At 70.2% G+C, this 19,808-nt stretch carries 13 protein-coding genes; 9 read left to right on the top strand and 4 right to left on the bottom strand.

Annotated features, from left to right (window positions below; genetic code table 11):
• Positions 1 to 222 precede the first annotated feature (222 nt).
• On the top strand, positions 223 to 1,614 hold the full coding sequence (locus FBQ73_RS18885; protein WP_138401031.1) for a nucleobase:cation symporter-2 family protein: 1,392 nt from the start codon (positions 223 to 225) through the stop codon (positions 1,612 to 1,614).
• 68 nt (positions 1,615 to 1,682) lie between these two features.
• Here the strand turns inward: FBQ73_RS18885 and FBQ73_RS18880 are convergent, their stop codons facing one another.
• Positions 1,683 to 2,609, bottom strand: a complete 927-nt coding sequence (locus tag FBQ73_RS18880) for a LysR family transcriptional regulator (RefSeq protein WP_246089776.1) — start codon at positions 2,607 to 2,609, stop codon at positions 1,683 to 1,685.
• Positions 2,610 to 2,801: 192 nt separating this feature from the next.
• On the opposite strand from FBQ73_RS18880, the gene FBQ73_RS18875 reads away from it, so the two are divergent.
• From FBQ73_RS18875 to trxA, 8 genes are all read left to right on the top strand, one after another.
• The gene (locus tag FBQ73_RS18875; protein ID WP_138401029.1) at positions 2,802 to 4,025 is read left to right on the top strand and encodes a urate hydroxylase PuuD; all 1,224 of its coding nucleotides are present in this window, start codon (positions 2,802 to 2,804) and stop codon (positions 4,023 to 4,025) included.
• Between the two features lie 112 nt (positions 4,026 to 4,137).
• Entirely contained in the window at positions 4,138 to 5,367 is a 1,230-nt protein-coding gene (locus FBQ73_RS18870) for an ArgE/DapE family deacylase (RefSeq protein WP_138401028.1), read from the top strand.
• 220 nt (positions 5,368 to 5,587) lie between these two features.
• Positions 5,588 to 8,119 (top strand): sensor histidine kinase, encoded by a 2,532-nt coding sequence (locus FBQ73_RS18865; RefSeq protein WP_138401027.1) that lies wholly within the window; start codon positions 5,588 to 5,590, stop codon positions 8,117 to 8,119.
• Positions 8,116 to 9,687 (top strand): tRNA (adenosine(37)-N6)-threonylcarbamoyltransferase complex ATPase subunit type 1 TsaE, encoded by a 1,572-nt coding sequence (gene tsaE / locus FBQ73_RS18860; protein ID WP_138401026.1) that lies wholly within the window; start codon positions 8,116 to 8,118, stop codon positions 9,685 to 9,687. Before FBQ73_RS18865 ends, tsaE begins: the two co-directional genes overlap by 4 nt.
• Positions 9,688 to 9,749: 62 nt before the next feature.
• A complete protein-coding gene (locus FBQ73_RS18855; RefSeq protein ID WP_138401113.1) occupies positions 9,750 to 10,451 on the top strand; it encodes a nucleotidyltransferase family protein in 702 nt (233 codons plus the stop codon).
• A 23-nt stretch (positions 10,452 to 10,474) separates the two neighbouring features.
• A complete protein-coding gene (gene addB, locus FBQ73_RS18850; RefSeq protein ID WP_138401025.1) occupies positions 10,475 to 13,522 on the top strand; it encodes a double-strand break repair protein AddB in 3,048 nt (1,015 codons plus the stop codon).
• On the top strand, positions 13,519 to 17,019 hold the full coding sequence (addA, locus tag FBQ73_RS18845; protein WP_138401024.1) for a double-strand break repair helicase AddA: 3,501 nt from the start codon (positions 13,519 to 13,521) through the stop codon (positions 17,017 to 17,019). Before addB ends, addA begins: the two co-directional genes overlap by 4 nt.
• 86 nt (positions 17,020 to 17,105) lie before the next feature.
• Positions 17,106 to 17,426, top strand: a complete 321-nt coding sequence (trxA, locus tag FBQ73_RS18840; RefSeq protein WP_012115276.1) for a thioredoxin — start codon at positions 17,106 to 17,108, stop codon at positions 17,424 to 17,426.
• Positions 17,427 to 17,520: 94 nt separating this feature from the next.
• Here the strand turns inward: trxA and FBQ73_RS18835 are convergent, their stop codons facing one another.
• The 3 genes from FBQ73_RS18835 to fmt form a co-directional block, all read right to left on the bottom strand.
• On the bottom strand, positions 17,521 to 17,865 hold the full coding sequence (locus FBQ73_RS18835) for a hypothetical protein (RefSeq protein ID WP_138401023.1): 345 nt from the start codon (positions 17,863 to 17,865) through the stop codon (positions 17,521 to 17,523).
• A 151-nt stretch (positions 17,866 to 18,016) separates the two neighbouring features.
• On the bottom strand, positions 18,017 to 18,754 hold the full coding sequence (gene truA / locus FBQ73_RS18830; protein WP_138401022.1) for a tRNA pseudouridine(38-40) synthase TruA: 738 nt from the start codon (positions 18,752 to 18,754) through the stop codon (positions 18,017 to 18,019).
• 15 nt (positions 18,755 to 18,769) lie between these two features.
• Positions 18,770 to 19,693 carry a methionyl-tRNA formyltransferase gene (gene fmt / locus FBQ73_RS18825; RefSeq protein ID WP_138401021.1) on the bottom strand — a complete coding sequence of 308 codons (924 nt, stop codon included), beginning with the start codon at positions 19,691 to 19,693 and terminating at the stop codon, positions 18,770 to 18,772.
• Between the last annotated feature and the right edge of the window lie 115 nt (positions 19,694 to 19,808).

Below are 19,808 nucleotides of genomic sequence, written 5' to 3'. Positions count from 1 at the left end.
GCAGGGCAGCATAACCCGGTCGCGGACGATCCATTTCCCAAAAATATTGGAAGATCTTCCGATTAACCAACGGTTTTCACGGCGCGCGATTTGATCTTTCATTAGGCATGCCGATACGTTGGGCAGACCCGCCGGACCGGTACCCGCGCCGCACGCAAAATGGCGCCAATAAACGAAAACGCCCTTCCGCACCCGACCCGACTGCCTTTCCAGGGGGACCTCATGTCCGAAGCCGTTCATCCCGTAGACGAAATACTGCCAGCTCCGAAACTCGCCATCCTCGGCCTCCAGCACGTGCTGGTCATGTATGCCGGCGCGGTGGCGGTGCCGCTCATCATCGGCCGCGCGCTGAAGCTGCCACCCCAGGACGTGGCCTTCCTCATCAGTGCCGACCTGTTCGCCTGCGGCCTCGCGACGCTGGCCCAGTGCCTCGGCTTCTTTGGCGTCGGCATCCGCCTGCCGGTGATGATGGGTGTCACCTTCGCCTCGGTCGGTCCCATGCTCTCCATGGCGGCGAGCCCGGAGATCGGCCTTCTGGGCATCTATGGCTCGGTGATCGCGGCGGGCATCTTCGGCATCATCGTCGCGCCATTCGTCTCGCGGCTGTTGCCCTTGTTCCCGCCGGTGGTGACCGGCACCATCATCCTCATCATCGGCATCTCGCTGATGCGGGTGGGTATCAACTGGGCCGGCGGCGGCATTCCATTCCTGACCCAGACCATCGACGGCAAGGTGGTGCAGGTGGCCAATCCCAATTACGGCCAGCTCCAGGGCCTCGGCATTTCGCTGTTCGTGATGCTGGTGGTGCTTGGTCTCATCAAGTGGGGCAAGGGCTTCCTCGCCAATGTGGCGGTGCTACTCGGCATCATCGCCGGCGCGGTGCTGGCGACCTTCCTCGGCATCATGCATTTCGAGAAGGTGGCGGCGGCGTCCTGGTTCGACGTGATCCTGCCGTTCCACTTCGGCATGCCCACGTTCCACCTCGTCCCCATCATCACCATGTGCATCGTGATGATCGTGGTGATGATCGAATCCGTCGGCATGTTCCTCGCCCTCTCGGACATCACCGGCAAGCCGGTGGACCAGAAGGCGCTCACCAAGGGCCTGCGCGCCGATGGTGTGGGCACCTTCCTCGGCGGCATCTTCAACACTTTCCCCTACACCTCCTTCTCGCAGAACGTGGGCCTCGTCGGCGTCACCGGCGTGCGCTCGCGCTGGGTGACGGTTGTGGGCGGCGCCATCATGCTCGGCCTCGGCCTGCTGCCGAAGATGGCGGCGCTGGTGGAGGCGGTGCCCCAGGTGGTGCTGGGCGGCGCGGGCCTCGTGATGTTCGGCATGGTGGCGGCCACCGGCGCGCGCATCCTCACCGGTGTCGACTTCAAGACCAACCGCTTCAACCTGTTCATCGTCGCGGTGTCGGTGGGCTTCGGCATGATCCCGCTGGTCTCGCCCAACTTCTTCAAGAACCTGCCGCACGAGCTGCACCCGCTGCTGGAGAGCGGCATCCTGCTGTGCGCCATCGTCGCCGTGCTGCTCAACGTCTTCTTCAACGGCGTGAAGCAGACCTCCACCGAGGAGATCGTCGCGGCGGCCAAGCAGGCCGAGGCCCACTGAGGCGGGGCAGTCGGGCGGAGGCGGGGGGCGGCGCAAGGGTGAACGCGGCCAATCAGACTGGCACGCGCTCAGGCGGACAGCCGCTCCCCGATCTTCCCCAGCTCCTGGGCGATGTAGCGGCGGCCCTGGTCCACCAGCATGTCGGCGAAGGCCTTCACCTTCAACGGCACCAGCTGGCGGGCGGGGTAGAGCACGGCGAGGGTCGCGGGCTTGGGCGGGTGCGCCTGAAGCACCGGCACCAGGCGGCCCTCGGCGAGCGCATCCGCCACCTCGAAGCGGGGCTTCACCACGATGCCCCGCCCCTCGAGGGCCCAGACGGTGAGCACATCGCCGTCGTCGGCCTCCAGGTGCCCGGTGACCGGAACGGCGAGGTCACGGCCCTCGTCGGTCAGCATCCAGCGCAGTTCCCGAAGGCTCGCAAATCTCAGGAGCAGGCATTGATGGGACAACAGGTCCTGCGGGCGCAGCGGCACTCCCGCCCGCTCCAGATAGGCCGGGGAGGCGCACAATATGCGTTCCACCTGCGCCACCTTGCGCATGATCATGCTGGAATCCTCGAAGGTGGCGAGGCGCAGCGCCACGTCGATGGATTCGGCGATCAGGTCGAGGGTGTGTTCGGAGAGGCGCAGGCGCACGTCGATCTCCGGGTGCGCCTCCTGGTAACGCGCCGAAACCTGCGCCACCAGGCGCCGGCCCAGATGGAGCGGGGCGGTGACCCTGAGCGCGCCGCGGGGCAGGGCGCCCAATTCCGACACATTGCTCTCCGCCGCATCGATGAGGCGGAGCGCGTCGGTGATGGCCTCGTAATAGACGCGGCCCTGCTCGGTCAGGCTCATGCGGCGGGTGGTGCGGTTGAACAGCCGGCAGCCCAGGTGCTTCTCCAGCATCTGGATGCGGTGGCTCACCACATTGGCGGACAGGCGCAGCCGCCGCGCGGCTTCCGAGAAGCTCTCGCTCTCCACCGACATGGCGAAGGCCTTCATATTGTCGAGCACGATGCCACGTCCCTTGACCTGAACCTTCACAACGATAAGCACGCGGGACGGCGGGGCCAATGGCGCCGCAAGATCCCGGATCAACAATCACATGAGAGACCGCGTCATCCGATGGGCTTGCGGCGCACGCCCATCGGCGCGGGCTCCGAAGGAAACGCGCCTTCGCCTTCCAGCTACGGGACCTGAACGGACATGGAACCTATCCTTCACGAGTGGGGCAGCCTGTTGCTGCGCTGGACGCACATCATCGCCGGCATGGCGTGGATCGGCTCGTCCTTTTATTTCATGCATCTCGACGCCAGCCTGAAGGCGACCCCCGACATCCCCGCCGGCAAGGGCGGAGAAGCCTGGGAAGTGCATGGCGGCGGCTTCTACCAGGTGAAGAAGTATCTGGTGGCGCCGAGCTTCCTGCCCGAGGAGCTAGGCTGGCACAAGTGGCAGTCCTATGCCACCTGGCTCACCGGCTTCTTCCTGCTGATCTGGATCTATTACTACAAATCGTCCATCTATCTCATCGACCCGGCGGTGATGAACCTGAAGCCGTTCGTCGCCTTCGTCATCGGCATGGGCGGGCTGGCTTTGGGCTGGATTGCCTATGACCAGCTGTGTCGTTCCAGGCTCGGCAACAATCCCATGGCGGTGGGCGTCATCGTGTTCGTCGGCGTGGTGCTGGCGGCCTACCTGTTCCAGCAGGTGTTCTCGGCCCGCGCCGCCTTCATCCACACCGGCGCGCTCATGGCCACCATCATGAGCGGCAACGTCTTCTTCGTGATCATCCCCAACCAGCACAAGGTGGTGGCGGCGCTGAAGGCGGGGCAGGTTCCGGACCCCTATTACGGCAAGACCGCGAAGCTGAGGTCGGGGCACAACAATTATTTCACGCTGCCCGTCGTCTTCCTGATGATCTCCAACCACTATCCGCTCACCTATTCCACGCCTTATGCCTATGTCATCGTGGCGCTGTCCCTCGTGGTGGGCACGGTGATCCGCTATTATTACAATGAGCGGCACGCGGGCCGTGGCGACAAGGCGTGGTGCTGGCTGGTGGCGGCGGTGTGCATCATCCTTGCCATCGCCATCTCGGCCACCACGACCCCCATGGGCCGCACCGCCCTCGGCCTGCCGCCGCTGGTGAGCGTCGCCTATGCCCGGAGCGGGCCGCCGGTGGAGGTGCCGGACGACGTGGCCAACATCGTCATGGGCCGCTGCTCCATGTGCCATGCCTCAGAGCCGCTCTACGAAGGCATCGTCATCGCCCCGCGCGGGGTGATGCTCGACACGCCGGAGCACATCGCCCGCAACCGCGACCTCATCGTCGTGCAGGCCGGCCTTACCCATGCCATGCCACCCAATAACATCACCGAGCTGTCGCAGGAGGACCGGGAGGTGCTGAAGGCCTGGGGGGCGGGCAAGTAAGGTTGGGTCCCCGTGTCGCGGTGGCCGGAGCACATGCGGGTTCCGGCCGCCGCGCCTTGTCGTTTGCGTCGAAAGCGCAATAAAACCGTCTGTAAAATCGAAGGAAAGCCCCATGACAACCCCCGACGCCGACACCCTGCCCCACCTCATCGCCGAGCGCGCCGACGCGCAGCACGCGTTTCTGGCGGAGCTGGTGAAGGTGCCGTCCGACAATCCCCCCGGCGATTGCGCCCCCCATGCCGCGCGCGCTGCCGAACTGCTGGAAGGGCTCGGCCATGTGGTGGAGCGCCATGTGGTTCCAGCCGACCGGGTGAAGGCAGCGGGCATGATCTCGGTGACCAACCTCATCGTGCGCCATCGCTTCGGAGACGGGCCGGTGATCGCCCTCAACGCCCATGGCGACGTGGTGCCCCCCGGCGAGGGCTGGACCAAGGATCCCTTCGGCGCCGAGGTGGTGGACGGGCGCATGTATGGCCGCGGCGTCGCCGTCTCCAAGTCGGACTTCGCCACCTACGCCTTCGCCCTCGATGCGCTGAAGCGCTCGGGCCTGCCGCTCAAGGGCACGGTGGAACTGCACTTCACCTATGACGAGGAGATCGGCGGCGAGGTCGGGCCGGGCTGGATTCTCGAACAGGGCATCACTAAGCCGGATTATGCCGTCTCCGCCGGCTTCACCTATGGCGTGGTGGTGGGCCACAACGGCTGTCTCCACCTGGAGGTGGAGGTGAACGGCAGGTCGGCCCATGCCGCGCTGCCCTTCACCGGCATCGACGCGCTGGAGGCGGCCAACCATATCCTAACCGCGCTCTATGCCTATCGCGGCACCTTGAAGGACAAGGTGTCCGAGGTGGCGGGCATCGGCTCGCCCCAGCTGACGGTGGGCCTCATCTCCGGCGGCATCAACACCAATGTGGTGCCGGACCGCGTCACCTTCCGCCTCGACCGGCGCATCGTGCCCGACGAGAGCCCGGAAGCGGTGGAAGCCGAAGTGCGCAAGGTGATCGCCGATGCCGCCTCGGCCTTCCCCAAGGCGCGGGTGGAGGTGCGGCGCATCCTGCTGGCGCGGCCGCTGGTGCCCAGCGAGGGGACGAAGGTGCTGTCGTCGGTGCTGTGCCGCAACGCCTCCGCCGTGACCGGCGAGACGGTGAAGGAGACCGGCGTTCCGATCTATACGGATGCGCGGCTCTATGCCGAGGCGGGCGTGCCGGTGGTGCTCTACGGCGCCGGCCCCCACACCATCGAGGAGGCCAACGGCCACCGGGCGGACGAGAACCTGCTCCTGTCTGATCTGGACAAGGCGACACTGGTCATCGCCCTCACCCTGCGCGACCTGCTGGCGTAGGGGTAAGCCGGAAGAGGGAGGGCAGGGCGAACCCGCCCGGCCTTTCCTTGTCCGGCTTGTGGAAGATGTGCCTTCCCTACCGAAGGGACGATGCGCCTGTGTGCTGTGGCCGGCTCGCCCTTCAATGGCCGCTGCCCCTTCGGTAGACTGGCGCAAGTGATTCGCGGGGCGCCGGAGGAAGCTGCGGCGCCTGTCGGGCAGGGGAAGGACACCGGGGCGAATGGCGGACCGCATCCGGACCAGCGGCGTTCCGCGCCAAAGGCGCGGGCGTGAGCAAGGCGGCGCTCGCCTGACGGCGGGGCTGCGCCGGTTCTCCTCGCCGTCCCGCTCGGGCCGTCCCGCCTGCGCCGGCCTCGCTGCGGTCTTCCTCTCTTCGACCCTGTTCGTGAGCCCGGCTGCCGCCGGCTGGGATGCTGCCGCGACCGCGGCCGGCGCCCTGTGGCCGGTGGCGGGGCTGGCGGTCGCCGCCATCGCCGGCCTTGCCGCCCTGCGCAGCCATCGCGTGGCGAAGGACCTGCGCGGCCGCATTGAAGCCGCCGAGCGTGCCGCCGCCGATGCCGCGGCCTCCGCCGCCCGTGCCCGCGCCGAAGCCCAGGCCTGTCGCGTCCTCCTCTGTGAGGGCGCTCCGGCCTTCCTGCTGTGGACGGGACGGGAGGCGCCGGCCGACCTGTTCGGCCGCACCCCCGAGACGCTCCGCGCGGAACTCGGATCCGCCACGTCCGCTTTCGAAACCGCGCTCGCCCGCCTGCGGGCGGAAGACGGCAGCTTCTCCCAGACGCTGGATACGCCGACAGGGCCGCTGCGCCTCGACGGCAGGAGCCGGGCCGGCGCCGGCATCCTGCTGCTGGCGCCGGCGACCGGCGACGCGGTCGGGCATGAGGTCGGGCCGGTGGTGTCCGGCCTTGCGGCCTTGCTCGATGCCGCGCCTGCCCCCGCCTGGCTGCGCGGGGCGGATGGCGCGCTGTCTTATGTGAACCCCGCCTTCGTGGCGGCGGTGGGCGCCGCCTCGGCGGAGGAGGCGCGCGCGCAGGGCCTCGACCTCCTCGACGGCAAGACCCGCGCAGCCGCCGCCAGCGCTGAAGGCACGGACGGGCATTTCCGCCAGCGGGTGAAGGCCGTCACCAAGGGTCAGCGGCGGCAGATGGAAGTGGTGGAGGTGGCCGGCGCCTTCGGCACCGCCGGTATCGCCATCGATGTTACCTCCGAGGAGGACGCCCGGGCGGAGATGAAGCAGGCGGTCACCGCCCATCGCCGCACTTTGGACCAGCTGACCACGGCGGTGGCCATCTTCGGGGCCGACGAACGCCTCGTATTCCACAATGCCGCCTATGAACGCCTGTTCGACCTCTCCCCCGCTTTCCTCGATCAGCACCCGCCGGAAGGCGAGATCCTGGAAGACCTGCGCACTCGCCGCAAGGTGCCCGAGCAGGCAGATTTCCGCGGGTGGCGCGCCCAGTTGCGCGAAGCCTACCGCGCCATCGAGCCGGTGAATGACTGGTGGCATTTGCCCGGCGGGCAGATGCTGCGGGTGGTGGTCACCCCCAATGCGGAAGGCGGCGTCACCTATCTGTTCGACGACCTCTCAGAGCACGTCGCCCTGGAGAGCCGCTACAACACTCTCATCCGCATCCAGGGCGAAACGCTGGACGGGCTGGCGGAAGCGGTAGCCGTGTTCGGCTCGGATGGGCGGCTCAACCTCTACAACCACGCCTTCCTCAGCCTGTGGTCGCTGGAGGCCCGCGCCTTGGGCGAGCGGCCGCACGTGGACGCGGTGGCGGCCCTGTGCCGGCCGCTCCATGGCGAAACTTCGGTCTTCGCCCGCATCCGCCACGCCGTGACCACCATCGGCCCGCGCGAGGCGGTGACCTTGCGCCTGGAGCGCCCGGACGGCCGTGTGCTTGACGGCGCCACCCAGCCGTTGCCGGACGGTGGCACCATGGTCACCTTCCGCGACGTGACCGACAGCGTGAAGGTGGAGCGGGCGCTGATCGAGCGCGCCGAGGCGCTGGAGGCGGCGGACAAGCTGAAGAACGCCTTCGTCGGACACGTGTCCTACCACCTGCGCACGCCCCTCAATACCCTGATGGGCTATGCGGACATGCTGCGCGAGGGCTTCGCCGGCCCGCTCAATACCCGCCAGCAGGACTATCTGGAACACATGCGCCAGTCCTCCGACCAGCTGCGCGCGCTGATCGACGACATTCTCGACCTCGCCTCCATCGATGCCGGCGCCATGGAGCTGGACCTCTCCGACGTGGACGTGGGCGAGACCGTGCTCGGCGTGGCCGAGGCGGTGCGCGATCCGGTGGCGGAGGCGGGGCTGAACCTCGCCGTCAGCGTGGGGCCGGATGCCGGCCACTTCGTCGCTGACGGGCGGCGGGTGCGGCAGATCCTGTTCAACCTGTTGTCCAATGCCATCGCCGTCTCGCCCGCCGGCGGCACGGTCAGCCTCGGCGCGGTGCGGCGCGACGGGGCGCTGGTCTTCACCGTGCGCGACGAGGGGCCGGGCGTGCCCACCGAAGTGGCCGACACCCTGTTCGAGCGCTTCGAGAGCCGCAATGCCGGCCCGCGCCACCGGGGTGTCGGGCTGGGCCTTGCCATCGTGCGCTCGTTCATGACTCTTCACGGCGGCTCGGTCACCGTTGCGCCGGCCGGGCGTGGGCCGGATGGCGGCGGCAGCGACGCCCAGGGCACCATCGCCACCTGCATCTTTCCCTTGTCCGGCGAAGGCCGGAGAGAGGCCGCCGAATGAGCCTCGTCATCGAACGCCTTGCCGGCCAGCCCGTCGCCTGCCGCGTCGTGCTCCAGGATCTCGCGGCGACAGCCCGCCTCGCCGGCTGGCTCTCCACCTGGTTCGGGCCGAAGGACACCATAACCCTCACCGGCGACCTCGGTGCGGGCAAGACCGAGTTCGCCCGCGCCCTCATCCGCGCCTTCGCGGAAGATGCCGGCGTGGACGTGCCCAGCCCCACCTTCCCGATCCTGATCTCCTATGATTTCCCGCGTGGCCGGGTGGTGCACGCCGACCTCTACCGCATCATCGAGACCGACGAGCTGGACGAGTTGGGCTGGGACGAGCTGCGCGAGAACGCGCTTTTGCTGGTGGAATGGCCGGACCGGGCCGACGATCGCCTGCCGACCGACCGCCTCGACGTGGAGCTGTTCCATGCCGCCGGCACCGATTTCGGCGCCGGGCTGGGGCCGGAGGCGCGGGTGGCGATCCTCACCGGACATGGCAGCGTCGGCGCCCGGCTCGACCGCTTCCAGATCGCCGACGGCTTGATCGAGCAGAGCGGGTTCGCCGCCGCCGAGCGGGTGTTCCTGCAGGGCGATGCCTCCAGCCGCTCCTATACCCGCCTCGTGGCGCCGGGCCGCTCGGCGATCCTGATGAATGCGCCGCGCCAGCCGGACGGGCCGCCCCTGCGCCGGGGCCTGCCCTATAGCCAGCTGGTGCATCTGGCGGAGGATGTGAAGCCCTTCGTCGCCATGGACAGGGCCTTGCTGGCGCAGGGCCTGTCGGCGCCGCTGCTGTATTCCGCCGACCTCGATGCGGGCCTCCTCGTGCTGGAGGACCTGGGGCGCGAGGGCGTCGTCGCCGGTTCGCCGGCCGCGCCGGTTCCCGAGCGCTACCATGCGGCCATGGAGGTGCTGGCCGCCCTCCACACCCGCAACCTGCCGCGCACGCTGAATGTGGCGCCACGGGTGGAACGGGCGCTGCCCGCCTATGACGTGGCGGCCATGCTCACCGAGATCGACCTGATGCTGGACTGGTACCTGCCGGCCCGCGGCATCCGGCTGGACGGGGTGGTGCGCGAGGAATTCCACCTGCTCTGGCGCAGCGCGCTCAACCCCGTGCTGGCCGAGCCGCCCACCTGGGTGCTGCGCGACTATCATTCCCCCAACCTCATCTGGCTGCCGGAGCGGGAGGGGCTGCGCAAGGTGGGCCTGATCGATTTTCAGGATGCGGTGATGGGCCCGGCCGCCTATGACGTGGTCTCGCTGGCGCAGGACGCGCGGGTGGACGTGCCGGAAGGGCTGGAACTGCAACTGGTGAGCCACTACGTGAAGCTGCGGCGCGAGGCCGACCCCACCTTCGACGTGCGCGGCTTCGCGCGATCCTATGCGCTCATGGGCGCGCAGCGGGCCTCCAAGATCCTCGGCATCTTCACCCGGCTGAATGATCGCGACGGCAAGCCGCATTACCTGCGCCACCTGTCGCGCATCCGCCGCCATCTTGCCCGCTGCCTCAGCCACCAGGATCTCGGCTCGCTCCGGTCGTGGTACGAGGCGGTGCTGCCATCCAAGGATTTCGCCGCGTGACGGACAAGGGACAGGCCGGGCATTCGACGGCCCAGATTTCCGACAACCGGATTTCCACCGCCATGGTGCTCGCCGCCGGGATGGGCACGCGCATGCGTCCGCTCACCGACACACGGCCGAAGCCGCTGGTGGAGGTCTACGGCCGCCCTCTCATCGATCATGTGCTCGGCCGTGTGGCCGATGCCGGCATCCCCCGCGCGGTGGTCAACCTGCACCACCACACCGACATGCTGGAGGCGCATCTCACGGCCCGGGGCGGGCCGCCGCAGATCGTCCTGTCCGACGAGCGCGGCCAGTTGCTGGAGACCGGCGGCGGCGTGCGCAAGGCGTTGCCGCTGCTGGGCCCGGATCCGTTTCTCGCCATCAATTCGGACACCATCTGGATCGAGGGCATGCGGCCGAACTTGGTGCGGCTGATGGAGCATTTCGATCCGGAGCGGATGGATGCGCTGCTGCTCCTCGCCTCGGCCGCCCATTCCATCGGCTATGACGGCATGGGCGATTTCCAGATGGACAAGCTCGGCCGGCTGTCGCGCCGGGCCGAGCGCACGGTGGTGCCGTTCGTCTATGCCGGCGCCGCCATCCTGAAGCCGGAGCTGTTCGAGGGCACGCCGGACGGTGCCTTCTCCCTCAACCGCATCTTCGACAAGGCCGCCGAGGCCGAGCGCCTGTTCGGCCTGCGCCTCGACGGCATCTGGATGCATGTGGGCACGCCCGATGCCATCGCCCTCGCCGAGGAAGCGATCCAGAGGTCCAGCGACTAAGGTCCGGAAAGAAAGGGACGGCCGTGCCGCGCGTGCTCACCATCCCGTCCTCGGCGCCGTTCCTGCCGACATTGGCGACGGCGCTGCTCGACGGTACGCTGGTGGAGGGCTTCGCCCCGCGCGCGGACCCTCTCGCGCTGGCCGGCGCCACCGTCTTCCTGCCGACCCGCCGCGCCGGCCGCCTGTTCGCCGAGGCGCTGCTGGAAGCGTCCCGCAACGCGGTGCTGCTGCTGCCGAAGATCGTGCCTTTGGGCGATGTGGACGAGGACGCGCTCGCCTTCTCCGAGGATGCCCCGGTGCTGGCCGCGCCCCATGCCATCGCGCCGGTGCACCGGCGCCTCGTGCTGGCCCGGCTGGTCGCCCACTGGCGTGATACCCTCGCGAAAGCAGCCGGACGGGAGGCGGTGGCCGCGGGTACCGCCGCAACCTTCGCCCTCGCCGATGCCCTCGGCGCCCTGTTCGACGACCTCACCACGGCGGGGCTGACCGTGGACGGCCTCGACGGCCTCGTGCCGGAGGAACTGGACCGCTATTTCCGCGTGGGGCTGGATTTCGTGCGCATCGCCCGGCGCGCCTTCACCGACTATCTGGACATCGCCGGACTGGTGGAGCCGGCCGCCCGCCGCGACGCGCTGATGGATGCGGAAGCCCGCCGCCTCGCCGCCCTGGGGCGCGATGCCGGCCCGGTAATCGCGGCGGGCTCCACCGGCTCCATGCCGGCCACCGCCCGGCTTCTGGCCGCCATCGCCGGCCTGCCCAAGGGCGCCGTGGTGCTGCCGGGCCTCGACCAGGATCTCGACGCCGCCTCCTTCGCCCGCATCACCGACGGGCGGGACGCGGCGCCGGACCATCCCCAATATGGCCTTGCCCGGCTGCTGCCGCGCCTCGGCGTGGCGCGCGGCGACGTGCTGCCGCTGGCCGCGCCCGCCCCGTTCGGCCGCGAGCGGCTGATGAGCGAGACCATGCGGCAGGCCGAGACCTCCGACCTGTGGGCCAGCCTTTCCGATCGCCTGCCGCCGGCGGCGCTGGGCACCGCTATGGCCGGCATCAGCGTGGTGGAGGCGGACGACCCGCGCGCGGAAGCCCTCGCCATCGCTTTGCTGTTGCGCGACAGCCTGGAGCGGGAGGGCGAGACCGCCGCTCTCGTCACCCCCGATCGCGATCTCGCGCGCCGGGTGGCGGCGGAGATGGCGCGCTTCGGCGTGGCGCTGGACGATTCCGCCGGCACGCCGCTGGCCGACAGTCCCGCCGGACGGCTCGCCGGCCTGCTGGTGGTGGCGGCGGCGGAGGACCTGGCACCGGTGCCGCTGTTCGCGCTGCTCACCCATCCTCTGGCGCAATTCGGGCTGACACCCGAGGCGAAGGCGGATGCGGTGGCGGCGCTGGAGCTGGTGGCCTTACGCGGACCGCGCCCGCGCGCCGGCATCGACGGCTTGAGGGATGCCATCGCCGCCTTCGACCGGGAGGATTATCGCGGCGCCGATCCCCGCCGGCGCATGGGGGAGGGGGCGCTCAACCACGCCCGCGATCTGGTGGACCGGCTGGACCGGGCGCTCGGCCCGCTGCTCACCCTCGGCGCGCAACGGGGTGCAGCGCCGCTCTCGGCGCTCGTCGCCGCCCACCGCGCCGCGTGGGTGGAGACCGCCGGCCCCCTCGATCTCGACGCGGAGGATGCGGCGGAAGCAGCGCTTGCCCGCACCTTCGAGACGCTGGACGGGGCGGCGGGCGATGGCCCCGCCCTCGACCTCTCCGCCTATGCGGATGCGGCCGGCGCCCTGTTCGCCGATGCCATGGTGCGCCCGCGCGCCGAGCCCCATGCGCGCATCCGCATCCTCGGCCCGCTGGAGGCCCGCCTCATCCATGTGGATCGCATGGTGCTGGGCGCGCTCATCGAGGGTAGCTGGCCGCGCATCGCCGAGACCGACCCATGGCTCAGCCGGCCTATGCGCGGCGATCTGGGCTTGGATTTGCCGGAGCGGCGGATCGGCCTGTCCGCCCACGATTTCGCCCAGGGCTTCGGCGCCGCCGAGGTAGTGCTGACCTTCGCCGCCAAGGTGGGCGGCACCCAGAGCGTGCCCTCGCGCTTCGTGCAGCGACTGAAGACGGTGGCGGGCGAGGCGGAGTGGATTGCCGCCCGCGCCCGCGGCGCCCGCTGGGTCCAAGCCGCGCGCCGGCTGGACGATGCCCCCGCCTTGCCCCGGGCCATCCGCCCGGCCCCGGCCCCGCCCCTGGCGCTGCGCCCCCGTCGGCTGTCAGTGACGGAGGTGGAGACCTTCCTGCGCGATCCCTATTCCATCTATGCCCGCCACGTGCTGGGCCTCATCCCGCTCGATCCGCTGGACGCCGCCCCCGGCGGGGCGGAGCGCGGATCGGCCCTGCACGAGGCCGTCGGCCGCTTCACCCAGGCGCATCCCCGCAAGCTGCCGCCCGATGCGCTGGAACAGCTGCTGGAGGAAGGCCGGCGGGCCTTCGCCCCGCTGAAGGCCTTCCCCGCCGAGCATGCGTTGTGGTGGGCGCGGTTCGAGCGGGCGGCGGGCTTCCTTGTCGCCTTCGAGCGGGAGCGGCGGGTGCACCTCGACCATGTGGTGGCGGAAGCCTCCGGCAGCCTTGAAATCCCGCTGGGCAATGCTGCCTTCCGCCTCACCGGGCGGGCCGACCGCATCGAGGTACGAAGCGACGGCCTGCTCAATATCCTCGACTACAAGACCGGCACGGCGCCGAGCGCCCGGCAGGTCGCCTCCCTCTCGCCCCAGCTGCCGCTGGAGGCGGCCATGGCCAGGCGCGGCGCCTTCCCCGACGTGCCGGCGGTGGATGTGGCGGACCTGCTCTATGTGGAGCTGAAGGGCGGCGCGGCGGGGGGCGAGGAAAAGCCCATCCGCGTCAAGGATCGCGACACCATGGACCTTGCCGAGACCGCGCTCGCGGGCCTCGAAAGCCTGCTCATGGCGTTCGAGAACGAGGCGCAGGGCTATCGCTCGTTGGCGGCGCCGCAATGGTCCGGCACCTTCGGCACCTATGATCATCTCGCCCGCGTGCGCGAATGGGCGCTCTCCGGGGAGGAGGGCGAATGAGCGCCGATCTCGTGCTGGATGCCCGCGACCCCGAGGCGACGCCCAAGTCCGAGGCGACACGTCGCCAGTCGGAGGCCTCCCATCCCGCCTTCTCGGCCTGGGTGTCGGCCAATGCCGGCTCGGGCAAGACCCATGTGCTGGCGCGCCGCGTCATCCGCCTGCTGCTGGCCGGCACGCCGCCGGGGCGCATCCTGTGCCTCACCTATACCAAGGCGGCGGCGGCCAACATGGCCAACCGGGTGCTGGCCATCCTCGGCCGCTGGGTGCGCCTGCCCGATGGGGAGTTGGACGCCGCCATCCGCGACACGGTGGGCTCGGCCCCCGATGCCGCTTTGCGCGCCCGCGCCCGCCGGCTGTTCGCCGCCGCGCTGGAAACGCCGGGCGGGCTGAAGATCCAGACCATCCACGCCTTCTGCGGCGCGCTGCTCCACCGCTTCCCGTTCGAGGCCGACGTGGCCGCCGGCTTCGGCGAACTGGATGAGGTGGGCCGGCAGGAACTGATGGCCCGCATCCGCGCCGACCTCGTGGTAGCGGCCACCCGCGTGCCGAACGCGCCCCTGGGCGAGGCGCTGGCGCGGTTGACCGAAGATATGTCCGACAGCGGCCTGTCCGGCCTGCTCGAGGCCGCCATCGCCTTGCGCGCCCGCATCCTGCCGCTGGGCGACACGCCGAGCGCGCGGAAGGCGGCGGTGGCGCGGGCGCTCGATCTGCCGGCGGATGCCAATGTGGCGGATCTGGAAGTGCAGATGCTGGCGAGCCCCCATCTGCCCCATTCCGAATGGGCGAGCGCGGCGGCGGAGCTGGCCGCCTCCGACAAGGCCACCGACCGCACACGGGGCGATGATCTTCTGGCCGCCGCCGAGGCGGGAGACATGGCGTCCGGCCTTGCCGCCTGGCGGCGGGTGTTCTTCGGCTCGGAGGGGCCGCGCTCGGACCGCAACCTCTTCACCAAGGGCTTCGCCGACCGCGCCCCCGGCCTTGCCGCGCGGCTGCGGGATGAGCGCGACCGCCTTGCGGTGCTCGCAGACCAACTGCTCGGCGCCCGCACCCTGGAGCGCACCGAGGCCGCGCTGACCCTCGCGGCCGAGGCCGTCCGCCGTTACGAGGCCGAGAAGGCGGCGCGCGGGCTTTTGGATTTCGACGACCTCATCGTCAAGGCCGCCCAGCTGCTCTCCGACCAGCCCACCTTCGTGCAGTACAAGCTGGACCAGGGCATCGACCACATTCTCGTGGACGAGGCGCAGGATACCAGCCCGCAGCAGTGGCGGGTGGTGCAGGGCCTCGCCGACGATTTCTTCTCCGGCGCCGGTGCGCGGGAGGACGTGACGCGCACCCTGTTCGTGGTGGGGGACGAGAAGCAGTCCATCTTCTCCTTCCAGGGCGCCGATCCGCGCGCTTTCGGCGAGATGCGCTCAACCTTTGCGCGCAAGGCGGGGCCACAGGCCCTGCGCCGGGTGGAACTGCCCCATTCCTTCCGCTCCGCGCCCGGCGTGCTGGAGGCGGTGGACCAGATCTTCTCCCGCCCCGAGGCCCATGATGGCCTCACGCTGGACGCGGTGGCCCCCGTGCATGCCGCCATCCGCGCCGATGCCCCGGCGCTGGTGGAGATCTGGCCCACCACCACGCCGGAGCCCGCGACCCAGCCGGACAATTGGCGCCGCCCGCTGGACGAGGCGCCGGTGGATGACCCGGTGAGCCGGCTCGCCCAGCGCATCGCCGGCTTCATCCAGGCGGGCATCGCCACCGGCCTTGCCATTCCCTCCCGCAATGGAAGGGCCATGCGGGCGGGTGACGTGCTGGTGCTGGTGCGCCGGCGCGGGCGGGTGTTTGAGGCGGTCATCCGCGCGCTCAAGGAGCTGAAGGACGCCCAGGTGGAGGTGGCGGGCGCCGACCGCCTGGTGGTGGCCGAGCACATCGCCGCCCTCGACCTGATGGCGCTGGGCGACGCGCTGGTTTCCCCCGACGACGATCTGGCGCTGGCGGCTTTGCTCAAGAGCCCGCTGTTCGGCCTCACCGACGAGGATCTCCTCGCCCTGTGTCCCGGCCGGGGCGGACGGCTGGTGGACGCGCTCAAGGCGGCGGCCGATCCCCGCCACGCCGCCGCGTGGGCGCGGCTCGCTGCATGGCGCGGGGAGGCGACTTTGCTGCGGCCGTTCGATTTCTACGCCCGCGTGCTGGGCCGCGACGGCGGTCGGCGCGCCATGCTGGCCCGGCTCGGCCCCGAGGCGGCCGACGTGCTGGACGAATTCATGGTGCTGGCCCGCGCCTATGAATCCAACGAACCGGCCAGCCTTGCCGGCTTCCTCGCCTATCTGCGCCGGGGCGGTGCCGAGACCAAGCGCGACATGGAGAGCGGCCGCAACGAGGTGCGGGTGATGACCGTGCATGGCGCCAAGGGCCTTGAGGCGCCCATCGTCATCCTCGCCGACACGGTGGACATGCCGAAGGCCCGCTCCGCCGGTGGCCTCATCTGCGTGCCGGGGGCGGAGGGCGAGGTGCCGGTGCTGGCCCCGCGCAAGGCGGAGGATCCCGAACGCCTCGCCACCGCCCGCGCCGCCGCCGCCGCCCGCGAACTGGAGGAGCACCGGCGCCTGCTCTATGTGGCCCTCACCCGCGCCGAGGATGCTGTGATCGTCTGCGGCGCGGAGACCCGCGCACCGGCCAAGGACAAGGCCCATGCCCGTCCGGAGGGCTGCTGGTACGAGCTGGTGCGCGCCGCCCTCGCGCCGGAAGCGGACGAGCAGGACGCCCTCGGCTTCGCGGGCAAGGTACTGCGTTGGAACAGGGGACCGGGCCTTGCGGTGGCGGGGCCGGCGGCGGCCTCTTGTGTGGCTGGGGAAGAGACAGCTCTTCCCACCTTCCCCAATCCGCCGCCCCCGGAAGCCGCGCCGCGCCTGCTGCGGCCCTCGAAGACCGAAGCCGCCGGCCCCTCGCCTTTGCGCACGCCGGCGCCCGAGACGGCGCTCTCGCCCCTGGTGCGGGGCGATCTGGTCCATCGCCTCCTCGCCGGCCTTCCCGACTTGCCGTCGCCCGAGCACGCGGCGGCCGGCCTGCGCCTGCTGCGGCACGCGGCGGACAAGGTGGCGGACGAGATCCATCAGGAGGTGCTGGAGGAAGCCCTCGGCGTCCTCGGCCATGCGCCGCTCGCGGATCTGTTCGGCGCCGGAAGCCGGGCGGAGGTGCCGGTCATCGGCCGTCTGAAGGCGCGGGAGGGTGCGGATTTCCACGTGTCGGGCCGCATCGACCGGCTGGTGTTGACGCCCGACCGCCTGATCGTCGTCGACTTCAAGACTGACCGTGCCCCGCCCGGGCGGCCGGAAGACGTGGCCGAGGCTTATGTGGCGCAGCTTGCCGTCTATGGCGCTCTTCTGTCGCAGGTGTTCGCCGGGCGCATGTTCGAGGCGCGGCTGGTCTATACGTCGGGTCCTCGCGTTTTCCGGCTCGAATCCGCCCGTTTGGAGGCGGCTCTGGCGCGGCTCGGTCTCACCTCGGCGTGACGGCGCCTTGACGAGGAGGGGAGGGGCTCCCTACGTTCGGTCCCAACATTCAGTGGTTCCCCCGGTTTCCCCCTACGAGGTCTGCCATGTCGGTCGAGAAGGTTTCGGATCAGAATTTTGAACAGGACGTGCTCCAGTCCAGCGCGCCGGTCATCGTGGACTTCTGGGCCGAGTGGTGCGGCCCCTGCCGCATGGTGGCCCCCATCCTTGAGGAAGTGTCCGGCGAGATGGGCGAGAAGATCCGCATCGTGAAGCTGAACGTGGATGAGAATCCCGCCACCGCTTCCAAGTACGGCATCATGTCCATTCCCACCCTCCTGCTGTTCAAGGACGGCAAGATCGCCTCCCGCCAGGTGGGCGCCGCCCCCAAGGCGAAGCTGGTGCAGTGGATCAACGGCGCCATCTGAGTTCGTTCGGTCCCTCTGAAAAAGCAAGCCGCCGCTGTCCAGATGGGCAGCGGCGGCTTTGTCGTGTCGGGCTGTTCGGCAAGCCCCGTCGTCCTCAGAAATGCGCCGCTGCATGGGCGAAGGTCGACCGCTTCACCTCGAAGGCGGCCACCGGCTTCACCCGCCAGGGCCGGTCGAGGCACAGGCTCGCGTCGTTGAGGCGGGCCGCCTCGGCGCCTGCATCGCTTTCACAGGCATAGCGTCGCGCTTCCTTGGGAAAGAAGGCGCCGCCGGGAATGATGAGGTCGGCGCCATCTTTGGTCGCCATGCGGGTTTCGCTGCCGTCGAAGAACACCCAGCCGCAGGGCGCGGCGGGCACGAGTCGCGCCACCAGGTGGGTCGTGGGGAGGGCGCGGGCCTGCGGGGGAGCGCGCAGGGCGTGGAAGCGAAAACCGAACATCACCTTAAGTCCTCTTCTGCCGTTGGGACGCGCCGGGCGTGTCCATGGGGGCTTTGAAGAGGGAATGCCCGCGCAGGGGCAGACGTTCCCTGCTTGGCGGCAGGTAGGGCTTACAAAGGGTTGATGACGCGACCCGAAGGCGCGCGCGTGCTCAATAGCTCACCGCCGCCAGATAGAGCCCGGCGGCCGGCGCCATGGGGCCGCAGCGGGTGCGGTCGGCGGCCTTCAGTGCGGCTTCCAGGTCGTCGGCGCTCCAGCGCCCTTCGCCTACCCGCATCAGCGAACCCACCATGGAGCGCACCTGATGGTGCAGGAAGGACCGCGCCGAGGTGACGACGCGGATCTCGTTGCCGGAGCGGGAAACGTCCAGCTGGTCCAGGGTCTTGAGCGGCGAGGCGGCCTGGCACTCGGCGGCGCGGAAGGTGGAGAAATCGTGCTTGCCCAAAAGCCGCTGGGCCGCCTCGTGCATAGCGTGCGCATCCAGCTTCTGCGGGATGCGCCAGGCCCGGTCCCGGTCGAGGGCAAGGTCCGGCCGGCGGTTGACGATGCGATAGAGATAGTGCCGCTTGGTGGCGGAGAAGCGGGCGTCGAAGCTGTCCGGCACCTCCTCGGCGCTCAGAACCGCGATGGGGTGGGGGCGCAATTGCGCCGTCATGGCGTCGCGCACCGTGTCGCTGCGCCAGTGTCGCGAGAGGTCCACATGGGCCACCTGCCCGGTGGCATGCACGCCCGCGTCGGTGCGCCCGGCGCCGGCCACATGCACATCCTCGCCGCAGAATCGGCGAAACGCCTGCGCCAGCGCGCCCTGCACCGTCTCCCGGTCGGCCTGGATCTGCCAGCCGGCATAGGGGGTGCCATCATATTCGATGGTGAGCTTGTAGCGGGGCATGGGCGCGGCGCGCCGTCAGGCGAGACGCGTGCCGGGCGGCACGGCATTCCCGTTGAGAAAGCTAGATGCCCCGGCGGGCTGCTTGCCGGCCTTCTGCAATTCCACCAGCCGCACCGCGCCGGAGCCGCAGGCGATGGTGAGGCGGTCATCCAGCACTTCTCCGGGGGCGCCGGCACCCTCCGCGAGGGTCGAGCGCAGCACCTTCACCCGGGTCGCTTCCGGCCCCAGCGGGAACCAGGCGCCGGGGAAGGGGGAGAGCCCGCGGATGCGATCGTGCACCACCTGCGCCGGTTGCGACCAGTCGATGCGGGTCTCCGCCTTCTCGATCTTGGCCGCATAGGCGACGCCTGCCTCCGGCTGGGGCGTGAAGGCGAGGCCGCCGCGCTCCAGCGCCGCCAGCGCGCGGGCCATGAGGTCGGCGCCCAGCACCATCATGCGGTCGTGCAGGTCACCGGCCGTCATGTCAGGGCCGATGGGGATGCGCTCCACGAGGCCCACGGGGCCGGTATCAAGGCCCTGTTCCATCTGCATCACGCAGACGCCGGTCGCCTCATCCCCCGCCATGATGGCGCGCTGAATGGGCGCGGCGCCGCGCCAGCGGGGCAGAAGCGAGCCGTGCAGGTTGAGGCAGCCGAGGCGCGGCGCCTCAAGGATCGCAGGTGGCAGGATGAGGCCATAGGCCACCACCACCGCCACATCGGCGTCATGGGCGGCGAACTCGGCCGCCGCCTCCGGGCTGCGCAGGCTTTTCGGGGTGAGCACCTTCAGGCCGAAGCGCTCGGCCACCTGGTGGACCGGGGAGGGGGTGAGGTCGAGCCCCCGCCGGCCGGCGGGGGCGGGCGCGCGGGTATAGACCGCCACCACCTCGTGCCCGCGTCCGACGATCTCGGAAAGGGTTGGCACGGCGAAATCCGGCGTTCCCATGAAGACGATGCGCATGCTGCCTGATCCGGGCCGGCGCGTCCGGCCCGGTCGGGCTCGCGCGGCGCTTGAGCGAAAGGACCCGGATGCGACCGCATCAGCGGGAAAGCGGGAAAGGCGGCGCCGGCGTCCG

The organism is Xanthobacter autotrophicus (assembly GCF_005871085.1).
In the GTDB taxonomy this organism is placed as follows: domain Bacteria; phylum Pseudomonadota; class Alphaproteobacteria; order Rhizobiales; family Xanthobacteraceae; genus Xanthobacter; species Xanthobacter autotrophicus.
This window is presented reverse-complemented; position numbering and strand designations above follow the sequence as displayed.

Bases quoted from the DNA above. Each gene is read 5' to 3' on its own strand.
- FBQ73_RS18885 (WP_138401031.1), top strand. From the start codon at position 223: ATGTCCGAAGCCGTTCATCCCGTAGACGAAATACTGCCAGCTCCGAAA.
- FBQ73_RS18875 (WP_138401029.1), top strand. From the start codon at position 2,802: ATGGAACCTATCCTTCACGAGTGGGGCAGCCTGTTGCTGCGCTGGACG.
- FBQ73_RS18870 (WP_138401028.1), top strand. From the start codon at position 4,138: ATGACAACCCCCGACGCCGACACCCTGCCCCACCTCATCGCCGAGCGC.
- FBQ73_RS18865 (WP_138401027.1), top strand. From the start codon at position 5,588: ATGGCGGACCGCATCCGGACCAGCGGCGTTCCGCGCCAAAGGCGCGGG.
- tsaE (WP_138401026.1), top strand. From the start codon at position 8,116: ATGAGCCTCGTCATCGAACGCCTTGCCGGCCAGCCCGTCGCCTGCCGC.
- FBQ73_RS18855 (WP_138401113.1), top strand. From the start codon at position 9,750: ATGGTGCTCGCCGCCGGGATGGGCACGCGCATGCGTCCGCTCACCGAC.
- addA (WP_138401024.1), top strand. From the start codon at position 13,519: ATGAGCGCCGATCTCGTGCTGGATGCCCGCGACCCCGAGGCGACGCCC.
- trxA (WP_012115276.1), top strand. From the start codon at position 17,106: ATGTCGGTCGAGAAGGTTTCGGATCAGAATTTTGAACAGGACGTGCTC.
- FBQ73_RS18835 (WP_138401023.1), bottom strand. From the start codon at position 17,865: ATGTTCGGTTTTCGCTTCCACGCCCTGCGCGCTCCCCCGCAGGCCCGC.
- truA (WP_138401022.1), bottom strand. From the start codon at position 18,754: ATGCCCCGCTACAAGCTCACCATCGAATATGATGGCACCCCCTATGCC.
- fmt (WP_138401021.1), bottom strand. From the start codon at position 19,693: ATGCGCATCGTCTTCATGGGAACGCCGGATTTCGCCGTGCCAACCCTT.